Source organism: Pseudomonas syringae KCTC 12500 (genome assembly GCF_000507185.2).
Lineage (GTDB): Bacteria > Pseudomonadota > Gammaproteobacteria > Pseudomonadales > Pseudomonadaceae > Aquipseudomonas > Aquipseudomonas syringae.
The window spans coordinates 12,764-24,134 of record NZ_AYTM02000001.1 but is presented as its reverse complement, the minus strand read 5'-3'; the positions used below and the strand labels follow the sequence as shown (position 1 = coordinate 24,134).

10 protein-coding genes and 1 pseudogene are annotated in these 11,371 nt (G+C 60.2%); 5 read left to right on the top strand and 6 right to left on the bottom strand.

Annotated elements, in window-relative coordinates; genetic code table 11:
* Window positions 1-220 precede the first annotated feature (220 nt).
* Window positions 221-544, top strand: a pseudogene (locus tag V476_RS29130) (hypothetical protein); the annotation flags it as partial.
* A 37-nt stretch (window positions 545-581) separates the two neighbouring features.
* Here V476_RS29130 and V476_RS00095 read toward each other — a convergent pair.
* The gene (locus V476_RS00095; RefSeq protein WP_373365882.1) at window positions 582-1,400 is read right to left on the bottom strand and encodes a glycoside hydrolase family protein; all 819 of its coding nucleotides are present in this window, start codon (window positions 1,398-1,400) and stop codon (window positions 582-584) included.
* A 189-nt stretch (window positions 1,401-1,589) separates the two neighbouring features.
* Window positions 1,590-2,069 carry an LEA/WHy family protein gene (locus V476_RS00090; protein ID WP_003411342.1) on the bottom strand — a complete coding sequence of 160 codons (480 nt, stop codon included), beginning with the start codon at window positions 2,067-2,069 and terminating at the stop codon, window positions 1,590-1,592.
* 174 nt (window positions 2,070-2,243) lie between these two features.
* Here V476_RS00090 and V476_RS00085 point away from each other — a divergent pair, with 174 nt between their 5' ends.
* Both V476_RS00085 and V476_RS00080 read left to right on the top strand, forming a co-directional pair.
* Window positions 2,244-3,452: an acetyl-CoA C-acyltransferase gene (locus tag V476_RS00085; RefSeq protein WP_024959893.1), complete on the top strand. Its 1,209-nt coding sequence runs from the start codon at window positions 2,244-2,246 to the stop codon at window positions 3,450-3,452.
* Window positions 3,453-3,543: 91 nt separating this feature from the next.
* On the top strand, window positions 3,544-4,317 hold the full coding sequence (locus V476_RS00080; RefSeq protein ID WP_024959894.1) for an enoyl-CoA hydratase: 774 nt from the start codon (window positions 3,544-3,546) through the stop codon (window positions 4,315-4,317).
* Here V476_RS00080 and V476_RS00075 read toward each other — a convergent pair.
* On the bottom strand, window positions 4,257-5,864 hold the full coding sequence (locus V476_RS00075) for a type VI secretion system Vgr family protein (protein ID WP_024959895.1): 1,608 nt from the start codon (window positions 5,862-5,864) through the stop codon (window positions 4,257-4,259). The genes V476_RS00080 and V476_RS00075 overlap by 61 nt on opposite strands.
* 326 nt (window positions 5,865-6,190) lie before the next feature.
* On the opposite strand from V476_RS00075, the gene V476_RS00070 reads away from it, so the two are divergent.
* Window positions 6,191-6,895, top strand: coding sequence for a YebC/PmpR family DNA-binding transcriptional regulator (locus V476_RS00070; RefSeq protein WP_003364547.1), 705 nt, complete (start codon window positions 6,191-6,193; stop codon window positions 6,893-6,895).
* Window positions 6,896-6,915: 20 nt separating this feature from the next.
* Here V476_RS00070 and V476_RS00065 read toward each other — a convergent pair whose 3' ends face one another.
* Both V476_RS00065 and V476_RS00060 read right to left on the bottom strand, forming a co-directional pair.
* Window positions 6,916-8,220, bottom strand: a complete 1,305-nt coding sequence (locus V476_RS00065) for a leucine-rich repeat-containing protein kinase family protein (RefSeq protein ID WP_024959896.1) — start codon at window positions 8,218-8,220, stop codon at window positions 6,916-6,918.
* A 78-nt stretch (window positions 8,221-8,298) separates the two neighbouring features.
* On the bottom strand, window positions 8,299-8,844 hold the full coding sequence (locus V476_RS00060) for a TetR/AcrR family transcriptional regulator (protein ID WP_024959897.1): 546 nt from the start codon (window positions 8,842-8,844) through the stop codon (window positions 8,299-8,301).
* A gap of 106 nt (window positions 8,845-8,950) precedes the next feature.
* Here V476_RS00060 and V476_RS00055 point away from each other — a divergent pair, with 106 nt between their 5' ends.
* Window positions 8,951-10,180, top strand: a complete 1,230-nt coding sequence (locus tag V476_RS00055; protein WP_024959898.1) for an MFS transporter — start codon at window positions 8,951-8,953, stop codon at window positions 10,178-10,180.
* 36 nt (window positions 10,181-10,216) lie between these two features.
* Here V476_RS00055 and V476_RS00050 read toward each other — a convergent pair whose 3' ends face one another.
* Window positions 10,217-11,353: a M14 family metallopeptidase gene (locus tag V476_RS00050; RefSeq protein ID WP_024959899.1), complete on the bottom strand. Its 1,137-nt coding sequence runs from the start codon at window positions 11,351-11,353 to the stop codon at window positions 10,217-10,219.
* Between the last annotated feature and the right edge of the window lie 18 nt (window positions 11,354-11,371).

The window sequence follows — 11,371 nt, the reverse complement described above, 5'->3', positions numbered from 1 at the left end:
CTTCGCATCCTCGTGGTTCGTGCGCGTTTTAAAAGCTGGCTCTTTAAGAGAAAGTATCGAGATGTCCACATGAATTAATGAACGCTTAAAGGGGGGGTTCACCGCGTGGAGTGAACATTAATCAACGACGCCCTTACTATTTATTCCATTAAAACTGGACGTGAAATTGTGCAGTATCGATCAAACTTTGCCCTGTACAGATGGCACAAGGGCGATAGGAATAATCAGCCGGTGGTGCGTCATTTTTATTTCGTTAAAGGCAATAGTGGTGAGTGACGGAAAACAGCGGGTGGACCTCGCGGTGTTGAGCATCGTCGGTCGCCTGTGCTTCAGCAAACCGCAAAAACTGACCTTCGGTCAGATCTACAGGGAGCTGGTGCGCGCGTATTCAAGCGCCCCGGCGATCCATGTCTGTGTGGCGACGGTCGACACGCTGGTCAGGGAAGGGCTGTTGATCTCGACAAGAGTCCTGGAACCCGATCAGTCATTTCCCTACACCCAGCACATCATCAGCGGCCTGACCGAGATCGGCGCAGCCTCGCTGAGAGGCTGCGAAGATGCGTTGACCGAGCCGCGCGGTGTTACTCGCTGTGTGGCAGCGACAGGTAATACTGGCCCAGTTCGGTCAGCTTGCCTTCAGCGTCCAGCAAGCTTGAAAAGTGCGGGTCAGGGTTCATCCGGCCCGTGAACCAGGCGTATCTGAACACGTCCTGGCGCTGCTCAAGGGTAGCGACCATCTCCGCCATCTGCCGTTTCTGCTTGTCGACTGAATCAATCTGCGCTCCGTCATCCGGGGCGTGCCAATTGGCGAGCTCGGTGACCCAGAAGGGTTTTCCGTACTTTGCCAGTCGGTCGAGCATCCCCGGCAAGCCATAGTCGTACCAGTGAAAAGCCAGGTAATCGATGCGCGGGTCCCGATTCTGATTCATCGACCGATAGGCCGTATAGAAGGCATCGAGCCACACAACCGGGTCGCCGTAGCCTGGCATGGTTCCCCAGTTCATCGCTGGCCCCACCAGCTTTACACCGGTCTGGGCGGCGATCTGTTCCAGCCTCGGCCAGAAGCTGGCCGCCGCTTCGGGTGTCATGTTGGCCTGGTCGAGCAGATTCGGCTCATTGATCACCAGCAGATAGCGGATGGCTGAGTGAGCCAGCAGGTATTGCTTCAACTGCCCGTCGTCAACGTTGCCGTTCCACACCATCGGGATGAAATCCACACCGTACATCGAGGCGTAATCGTAAGACGCCAGACGGTCATGGGGCCTGGGGCTCCAGTTGTACCACCAGCTCAAGCCCGAAGATAACGCACTCAGGTCGGCGGGCAAGGCGATGTCGTAGGCGATGCCGCGCTTGGCGCTTTTTTCTGCAGCCCATGCCGGTGCCATGCACAGGCTGAGCATCAGCGTCACAAGGGCCAGAAAAGTCGGGAAAAAACGTGCTGACGGGTTCTGTGAGGTCATTGGCAAATCTTCCTTGAGGGTGGGGAGGTGCAGAGCATGCGCTGCAGTCAGCCAGCAGAAAGCATGCCACCTGTATCGTCCCGTTTACCCTGCCAAACCCCGACAGGCATTACCACCTGTAATGACTTGTTACCAAGGATCTCCCTCTGCCTGGCGCAAATCCAGCGTGCCGCTGTCACTGAAGCGCATCGTACCGAACAGGCCGCCAGCCAGCTTGCCGCGAAGCGTATAGGGCAGATTGTCCAGACGCTGGCTCTGACTGAGCCCCAGTGCCTGGCGTAGGGCCGCGAATGCCGACACGCTGACCGGCACCACCAGCACTGCCTCGGAAAAGCGTCCTACAGTGCCTTTCTGGTTGCTGACCCCGGAGGCCAGCAGCCTGTCGTTCACGTCGAGGTCCAGCGCCACGCCGTTGTAGTTGATCTCGGTTTCGTTTGGATTCTGCACCCGCAACGTTACCGCCATGCGCAGTTCCAGACCCTGACCGGGGATGGGTTCGATACCCACGACGCTGATTGTCAGCGGGTCTCGATGGGGAATCAGCGCACAGGCGCTCAAGCCGAGGATGAGCAGCCCGGAGAGCAGGGCGCGGATCAGGCGTAGCGACATTAGTGTGCTCCAGCGTCAGGTTCAGTGATCTTCAGACCTCGCCAGTGATGAGAGATTCGGCGCGCCGGGCACGATGCCGGGATAGCGGCTAATCTGCCTGCCTCAACCATTGCGTCTGCAAGGCAGCAGGTTGATGATTCCACGGTACCTATAAAAACAAGACTGGAGATAGCCATGTCCATCGAAAGGACACCCCCTCATCAAGATCCTGTGGTCATTGTCAGTGCCGTGCGCACGCCCATGGGCGGTTTTCAGGGCGACCTGCAGAGCCTCAGTGCCACAGCGCTGGGATCGATCGCCATCCGTGCCGCTGTCGAGCGCGCAGGCATCGAGCCTGAAGACGTGGAGCATGTACTGTTTGGCTGTGTACTGCCGGCAGGCCTCGGTCAGGCACCCGCTCGGCAGGCGGCACTGGGTGCCGGGCTGAGCCATGCGACGCTGTGCAGCACGGTCAACAAGATGTGCGGTACCGGCATGCAGACCGCAATCCTGGCCCATGACCTGTTGCTGGCAGACAGTACTGCGGTGGTGGTGGCTGGCGGTATGGAGAGCATGTCCAATGCGCCCTATCTGCTGGACCGCGCGCGCAGCGGTTATCGCATGGGGCACGGCAAGGTGCTTGATCACATGTTTCTCGACGGCCTTGAGGATGCCTATGAGCCAGGCCGGCTGATGGGCACCTTCGCCGAGGACTGCGCCGGGCTCAACGGTTTCAGTCGCGAGGCACAGGATGCGTTTGCCCTGGCCTCACTGGCTCGCGCGCAACAGGCCATTGCCGGAGGCCATTTCGACGCCGAGATCGTGCCAGTGCAAGTCACCGTGGGCAAAGAGTCGAGGCAAATCACTCACGATGAGCAGCCACCCAAGGCGCGTCCGGACAAGATTCCCACGCTCAAACCCGCTTTTCGCGAGGGCGGCACGGTCACCGCGGCCAACTCCAGTTCTATCTCCGATGGCGCAGCAGCGCTGCTGTTGATGCGTCAGTCCGAGGCTCAGCGGCGTGGCCTGAAGCCTCTGGCGGTGTTACATGCGCATGCGGCGTTCGCCGATCGGCCAAGTCTGTTTCCAACGGCGCCGATAGGCGCCATTCAGCGCCTTTTGGGCAAGACAGGCTGGACTCTGGACGACGTCGATCTGTTCGAGATCAATGAGGCATTTGCCGTCGTGCCGCTGGTGGCGATGCACGAGCTGGGGCTTGAACACGAGAAGGTCAACGTCAATGGCGGGGCATGCGCGCTCGGCCATCCGATCGGTGCCTCGGGTGCGCGAATCATCGTCACGCTGCTGGCGGCCTTGCAGCATCGACAGCTCAAGCGTGGCATTGCGGCGATCTGCATCGGAGGCGGTGAAGCTACCGCAATAGCTGTCGAGATTTTGAATTAACCATTATTAATCAATGGCTTGATCTAATAATTGAATGTTGATTATATAAAAAGCTGCTTATTGCATAATTAAACAAAAAGGATATTTATCAATGCTTTACGAGACAATTCTCATAGAGGTTATAGATGGTGTAGGTCTGATCAAGCTGAACCGGCCCAAGGCGTTGAACGCCTTGAATGCGCGCCTGATCAACGAACTGAACCATGCTCTCGACCAGTTTGAGGCGGACGGTGCGATCGGCTGCATCGTACTGACCGGTTCGGAAAAAGCCTTTGCCGCCGGTGCGGACATCAAGGAAATGGTCGACCTGTCCTACCCACAGATCTACCTCGATGACCTGTTTCGTGAAAGCGACCGGGTCGCCGCCCGACGCAAACCCCTGGTGGCTGCGGTAGCCGGTTTTGCCTTGGGTGGCGGCTGTGAACTGGCATTGATGTGCGATTTCATTCTGGCCGCTGAAAACGCCAGGTTTGGACAGCCCGAGATCAATCTCGGCGTGTTGCCGGGCATGGGCGGTACGCAGCGTCTGACCCGCGCGGTGGGCAAGGCCAAGGCCATGGAAATGTGCCTGACCGGCCGGTTGATCGATGCTCACGAGGCCGAGCGCGCCGGTCTGGTGGCCCGCGTGCTGCCGCTCGATCAGTTGCTGCCGGAAGCGCTGGCAGTGGCAGCGGTGATCGCCAGTAAATCCCTGCCAGTGGCGATGATGGTCAAGGAGAGCGTCAACCGCGCATTCGAGGTCAGCCTGGCCGAAGGCATCCGCTTCGAACGCCGGGTGTTTCACGCCGCGTTCGCCAGCCAGGATCAGAAGGAGGGCATGCGCGCCTTTATCGACAAGCGCCAGCCCGATTTCAAGGACTGCTGATCTTTATGGCCCACGATCAGGATACGTTGCGCGTCAACGTGCAGCGCCGCGGCTTGCCCGCGCACCAGCAATCCGTCGTGGGCATTGACGTGCAAGTGCTCACCGCTCGCCACTCGAATACAGCCAGCCGGTTGTGCGGTTATCCCGTCCAGCTCATGGCCCGGTGACAGTACTGCACAAATCACAGGCCGTTCGGGATGATTGTCGAGAAAGCGGACCCGCACTCGTGTGCCCGGCGCTAGCCGATCAACCTCCGGGCAGGCGACCTCGGCCATCGGCCAGCGTTGTACGGGTTCGTCTTGCGGGCTTTGCACGTGCCAGTCGAAGCGGATTGAACGATATCCGGGTTGAACCGGCTGGGTGTCGTTGCGCTGCAATGTGGCGAAATGCTCACCGGTGGCCGCGGGTCTCGGGTGGTTGATCGACGGTCGAAACGGCGTCGCCCACGGAATGACCCTGAAGCTGTTGCAGTAACCGTTGCCTTGCAGCTGTTCAGCCTCGGGTGACGAACGTTGCGCTTCGACGAGGATGCGCAGGATTGCCAGTGCATCATGGGCGGCGGCACCCTTCAGCACCTGTAATTGCCTGCCCGCATGAGCGGTTTCGGTCACTAGCCATTGGTCGTTGAGCATGGGCTCCGGATGATCAAGCACCTGGATGACTTCACCACATTGCAAGGCGGTGTCTGTGCTTCGCCCTCTGACATCGCGCCGTTCGCAGCGCAGGCGCTCCAGCCTGCGACTGCCACGCTGCCGACTCAGGGCCTCCTGGGGGCTGATTGCTCCACGAAAGCCTGGCGGTTGAAAGGCATGATTGGCCGCTATGGTCAGAGGGTGCTCGGGTGCGCGCGCAGGTTGCGGGTGGTCGGTGGGTTGCCTTGAAACGGGCGGAAAACCCAGTCGTTCGGCAAGGTGCTCCAGCGTCTCTCGCGGCGCGCCTGACGTTTGCGGGTGCTTGAAGCGCACCGGCAATGGCTGCGCCGGAAAGCTCGCAGGGTCGTCCGAGAACACCAGCCGATGGCCGCTCCGGCGATGCTCAAAACGAAAATGCATGCCTTCTTCCTCGCACAGGCGCTGCAACAGGTGCAGATCGCTTTCGTCGTACTGGATATGCAACGGCCTGGCAGGATAAAGACCATTCACGTGTTCGAATCGGTATGCGTTCGCGCCGATACTGTGCGCTTCAAGCAACTGCACGATCAGTTGAGGAATCGCAAGGTCCTGATAGGTGCGGCGTTGTCGATGTTGCACCAGCCGGTGCAGATCAGGCACCAGAATCAGGTGGTAGAGACTCACGCGAGCCCCGCGGTGGAGCCGCGCCGCATGGTCTATACGGCCATGCCTGCCGCTGCCGGATTCGCCGAAGCTTAGAAACGCTTCACGATGCAATAGGCTGCGCACATCCAGCTGCGGGTCGCTGCCGATCATCCAGATGTCGAAGCGATACGTTTCATTGAGGGCTTCATGGCCGGCGAAGCTGATGATATGCAGATCCGGCTGGCAGTCGGTGATCGCCAACATGAAGGGCACTTGCAGGTCCTTGCGCATCGGCGGGGCTCTCTAGCTTCAAAAACGGGGCCGCGCAGGTTACGGAATACGGGCTTACAAAAGCATTGCTGCGAGGTTTTTCGGAAAAAGCCTACAAGCGTTGATGGAAAGACGATGATTGCGGTTGGACGAGTTGGCAGCCATCCTGGCGAGTTCATAAGGGCAATCTGCCTGTCGGGGGTTTCATCTGCCGTGATCGCGTATAAAATGCGCCGCGCCGGACAGGGTATTTGCCGGTGACCCTTTTTCAGCGCCTTGCCAGCGTCGCGTTCTGTCAGTTATGCAGGCGCAGACGGCGAGGTGCCTAGCGAATCAAGAGAGCAGACATGGGCGCACAGTGGAAGGTCAAGCATAAAGAAGCGGCAGCCAATGCCAAGGGACGTACGTTTGGCAAACTGTCCAAGGAGATCATGATCGCGGCTCGTGCTGGCGCAGACCCGGACATGAACTCGCGTCTGCGGCTGGTGGTCGAGCAGGCCAAGAAGGCTTCGATGCCGCGCGAGACCCTGGAGCGTGCCATCAAGAAAGGCGCAGGCCTGCTGGGTGAGAGCGTCAACTTCGAGCGTCTGACCTACGAAGGTTTTGCGCCACACCGCGTGCCGGTGATCGTCGAGTGCCTGACCGACAACATCAATCGGACGGTCTCGGAAATTCGCGTGCTGTTCCGCAAGGGCCAGTTGGGCGCTGCGGGTTCGGTTTCGTGGGACTTTTTGTATCAGGGCATGATCGAGGCTGTTCCTGCAGCAGCGGATGCCGACCCGGAGCTGGCGGCAATCGAGGCCGGCGCTCAGGATTTCGAGCCAGGTGAAGAGGGCGCGACGCTGTTCCTGACCGAATCCACTGACATGGACGCGGTCTGCAAGGCGCTTCCGGAATTCGGTTTCACCGTTCAGTCCGCGCAACTGGGCTACCGCCCGAAAAGCACCGTGGACGGCCTGACCGATGAGCAGATGGCCGAAGTCGAAGCGTTTCTCGAAGCCATCGACAACCATGATGACGTGCAGAACGTTTACGTGGGCCTGGCAGGCTGATCACTGCGCAATGGAGCGCTTTACGCGCTCCATGTTTTGATCTGTAGAAGAACCTCTGCCAGCGACGGTCGTTGCTGGCAATCAGGCTGCACGCAACTCGCCTGCAGCGCCTGTAGACCCGCCACGATGTTCTGATCCTGCGGTTCTGCCTCGCAACGCTCCAGCAATTCCCCCAGCAAGATACCGAATGCCCGCGTTTCGATGCGCTCCAGCGCCTCACCCAGCCCGGCTGAGGGGTGAAAGGACGCCGCGCCGAAGTCGCTCAGCAGGCAATTGCCATCCTCCTGCACAAGAATGTTGTGACCATAAAGGTCGCCATGCGTGATCCCGCGGGCGTGCAGGTGCGCGGTGACCGAAGCAATGCCTTCAGCGAGGCGCAGCAGCACCGGCAGGGAAAAGCGCGTGTCGTTGGCGTAGACATCGCGGCTACAGGATTCCAGGCTCGGCGGTCCGGCAAGATTGCCGAAATCGGGGGCTATCAGCGCCATGACCAGGCCGCGTTGCCGCTCGGGATGCCCGCTGATCTGTCCAAGCACCTCGATCAGCTGTGCGTGGCGGCCTGCGGCGATGCAGGCGGCCATTTCATTGAGCGGTGAGCCATCGCTGGTGACCGCGCCCTTGTACAGCTTGACCGCTGCCATGCGCTCAGCGCCGGCGTCGTGCCAGAGCGCCTGCTGGATGATTCCCGACGCACCTTCGCCCAGGCGTTGATGAAGGCTCAGGTGTTGCCAGGGGATTTCCCGGATCGGCGTGGTGGGACGTTCCGCGCACAGCGGGTTGTCGGCGAAGGCGAGCCATGCCAGCGCAGGCAGGCTCAGCAGCCAGTCCGGCAACTCGGTCAGACGATTGGCCGCAATGCGGATCAGCTCCAGCTTGTGACACTGCGCGAGGGTCGCGGGCAGGGTGCGCAAGCGGTTGCCGGCGAGCATCAGCTTTTGCAGGTCCGGGCGGCGGCCCAGTTCGTCGGGCAGCGACTCGATGCGGTTGTCGGTGAGGATCAGCCAGCGCAGGCGCGGCGGCAGTGCCGCGGCGCTGACCTGCTCTATGCGACTGGCCTTGAGGCCGACAATCTGCAACTGCTGGCATTGGCCAATGCTTTCCGGTAGGTGCGTAAAGGCGTTGTCTGATACGAACAGGACGCGCAGGCGGGTCAGGCGACACAGGTCGTCGGGCAGCGAGGTCAGCCTGTTGCCGCTGAGATTCAAGACTTCCAGCGTGTCGGCCAGGTCGAAGATTTCGACCGGGAATTCGCTCAGGCCACAGGAGAGGTCAAGACGTTTGATGCCTGCCAGCTTGCCGGCGCGTAGATCTGCGAGGGTGTGCATGAATAGGTTCGGTCATTGGTGTCGGACGAGGCGCGCATGATAACGGGAGTTGCCGCCTCTGACTCCCTGCAAAGCGGCTCAGCTCAGGCAGCGGTCGACCCATTGACGCACGCGTTCTGGCGTCGGCGCCGATTCGGCATACAGAATCCGGTAAATCATGGGCGCAATGACGGCATCGATCATGTCGTCGGCACTGGGGGAAGCCTCGCCGCGAGCCATGGCGCGATCGATCATGACCTGCAGCTGCTCGCGAACCATCGCTGTACACTTGCCCACACAGCCAGACGTGCTGGCGGCCACATCGCGCATCAATGCCCGGCCAGGTGCCGAGGACATTTCGTCCAGATACATTTCACTCCAGGTCAGCAGGTCCTGATGCAGACTGCCTTGATCGATCGGCACGTCAGGGCGCAGGCGCTCCAGGGCAGCGTCCGCCAGCAACGTGGTCAGATCACCCCAGCGGCGATAAATGGTCGACGGCGTAACGCCTGCACGGGTCGCGATCATCGGCACGCTGAGTGCTGAGCGATCGTACTCCTGCAACAAGTCGCGGACCGCGCGGTGGATGGATTCCTGCACCCGGGCACTGCGGCCTCCGGTGCGAATTGCTTCTTTAATAGCCATACGGCGGACCTTAACACAAAGTATTTGCTTTAAGCGCTACCACGTCGCACACTCCGCAAAAGCTAATTTATGGCTTTAACAGGTTGCATTGGCGGAGAGCGTATCCATGTCCCTTTCTTCAAACGATTCGACGTCGCCAGACGTGAAGTCTGACGGTCGGGCACCAAACCATCTCGGGTTTCTGGCGTTTACCACGTTATGCTTTTTTGCCGCGTCCAGCACGCCCACGCCGCTCTATCACCTGTACCAGGAGGCATGGGGATTCTCGGCGGGCGTGCTTACCCTGATTTTTGCAGTGTATGCATTCAGCCTGCTGGCCGCCTTGCTGATGGGTGGGTCGCTGTCGGACTATCTGGGGCGGCGCCCGGTGATTTTCGGCGCGTTGCTGCTGCAAAGCGTCTCGATGCTGCTGTTCATTCTGGCCAGTGATGTCAGCTGGCTGGTGGCCGCGCGTCTGCTGCAGGGTTTTGCGACGGGGCTGGCTGCCAGCGCACTGGGCGCAGCCTTGCTGGACAATGATTCGGTCAAAGGGCCGTTGATCAACAGTATTTCGCCGATGCTCGGCATGGCCGTTGGCGCTCTGGGCACGGCACTGCTGGCGCAGTTCGCGCCGATGCCGTTTATGCTGGGTTACTGCTTGTTGCTGGCCGCATTCCTGAGTCAGGCCCTGTACCTGGGACGCGTCGAGGAAACCGTCAGTCGCCAGCCCGGTGTCTGGCAATCCCTCAAGCCCTCATTGCATGTACCGCAGCAGGCACGGCGCATGCTGTGGCTGGTTCTGCCGGTGGACATCGCCGCATGGGCACTGGGTGGTTTCTTTTTGTCGTTGAGCCCGTCCTTGCTGGTGGCGGCGACCGGTTCCACCTCACCGCTCAATGGCGGCCTGGCGGTTGCGGCGCTGACCCTCAGCGGCGCGGCGGCGATTCTGACGCTGCGTCAGCGCGAGCCGGTGCTCGGCTTGTGGGTAGGTGCGAGCTTTTTGCCACTGGGTGTCGCGGTGATACTGCTTTCGATCAACCTCGGTTTGCTGTGGCTGTTTTTCGTCGGCGCAGTGGTCGCAGGTATTGGTTTCGGATCGAGCTTTCTGGGCGCACTGCGCATGCTCATGCCCCTGGCGCATGCCCACGAGCGGGGCGGGCTGATGTCGGCTTTTCTGGTGCTCAGCTACCTGGCCTTCTGCATACCGGCACTGGTCGCCGGATTCTTCGCCCACTCGGCGGGCCTGGTGATGACCAGTAATGTCTACGGGGCAGTGGTGATCACGCTGGCGCTGATCGCGCTAGCCAGTCTGATCGTACGACGGGTCGCCAGCGCAAACAAAAATGCCCACGCGTAGGTGGGCATTTCGGTTTGCCTGAAGGTAGCAGCGCTCTTAGCGAAGCTCTTTTACCATCTCGGACAGCACGGTCAGTATTTCCCCGGCCAGTTGCGCAGAGCGCTTGCCTGACCAGCCGGTGACCGGGTCTGGCGCGTTGTCGTGATCCTTGAATGGCATTTCCAGGGTCAGTGACAGGCACTTGTAGCGTTCGCCCACGGCATTGGCGGCCAGGTTCATGTTGGCCTGACCGGGTGCGCCGCGTGGGTAGCCATGAACCGTCTGAAAGTTGTCGCTGACCTCGCACAGGCGGCTGCGAAAGCGCTCTTCAAGCTGGCGTTGTTGCGCGGTATACCCCGGATTACCTTCGCAGGCGGCGGTGAATACGTAAGGGATTTTCTCGTCACCGTGCACGTCGAGGAACATGTCCACGCCGTATTTTTCCATCTGCTGCCTGATGAAGGACACTTCCGGGCTTAGCGCTTCGGTACTGTCCTGCCAAGCGCGGTTAAGGTCCTTGCCGCTGGCGTTGGTGCGCAAGTGGCCATGAAAGGCTCCGTCCGGGTTGACGTTGGGCACCAGATACACATCCGCTTGCGCCAGCAATTGCTGCAGTGGGGCGTCATCCTTTTGCTGGAGGCGTTCGATCACGCCCTCCATGAACCATTCGGCCATGTGTTCGCCAGGGTGCTGCTGGGCAATCATCCAGATCTTGCGTTTGCCTTCGGCACCGTCACCTTTGCGCAGCAACTGAATATCCCGACCCTCGACGCTTTTGCCGACAGCCAGCAACTGTGCACCGGCTTTTTCCTGAGCCTGTTCGATCAGCCAGTCATGGCGTTCACGGCTGTAGGGTTCGAAGTACGCAAACCAGACCTGCGGCTGCTCTGCGGCCAGGCTGAAATTCAGCGCCTTGCCGTCGAAATCCGACGCTACCCGAAACCAGTTCTGATGGTCGTAAGACGCTACAGCGTTGTAGCCGGTCCAGGCATTGTTGAAGGTGGATTCGCTGGCATTGGTGAGGCTGAAGCCATAGGTCTGGCCGACGTTCAGGCCGTCTGCCTGGAAATGAAACCACTGGAAATGCGCACTTTGCGTGTCGGGCCGAATCGCCAGCCTGATATGCGCCGGGTCGCTTGCGTCGAGAACCAGAATGTTGCCGCTGTCGAAATCTGAACCGATAGTGAGAGTCAAGATAGATGCCTGCTGCGT

Coding starts and splice junctions, on each gene's coding strand:
- V476_RS00095 (WP_373365882.1), bottom strand. CDS start 1,400: ATGCTCAGCCTGTGCATGGCACCGGCATGGGCTGCAGAAAAAAGCGCC.
- V476_RS00090 (WP_003411342.1), bottom strand. CDS start 2,069: ATGTCGCTACGCCTGATCCGCGCCCTGCTCTCCGGGCTGCTCATCCTC.
- V476_RS00085 (WP_024959893.1), top strand. CDS start 2,244: ATGTCCATCGAAAGGACACCCCCTCATCAAGATCCTGTGGTCATTGTC.
- V476_RS00080 (WP_024959894.1), top strand. CDS start 3,544: ATGCTTTACGAGACAATTCTCATAGAGGTTATAGATGGTGTAGGTCTG.
- V476_RS00075 (WP_024959895.1), bottom strand. CDS start 5,864: ATGCGCAAGGACCTGCAAGTGCCCTTCATGTTGGCGATCACCGACTGC.
- V476_RS00070 (WP_003364547.1), top strand. CDS start 6,191: ATGGGCGCACAGTGGAAGGTCAAGCATAAAGAAGCGGCAGCCAATGCC.
- V476_RS00065 (WP_024959896.1), bottom strand. CDS start 8,220: ATGCACACCCTCGCAGATCTACGCGCCGGCAAGCTGGCAGGCATCAAA.
- V476_RS00060 (WP_024959897.1), bottom strand. CDS start 8,844: ATGGCTATTAAAGAAGCAATTCGCACCGGAGGCCGCAGTGCCCGGGTG.
- V476_RS00055 (WP_024959898.1), top strand. CDS start 8,951: ATGTCCCTTTCTTCAAACGATTCGACGTCGCCAGACGTGAAGTCTGAC.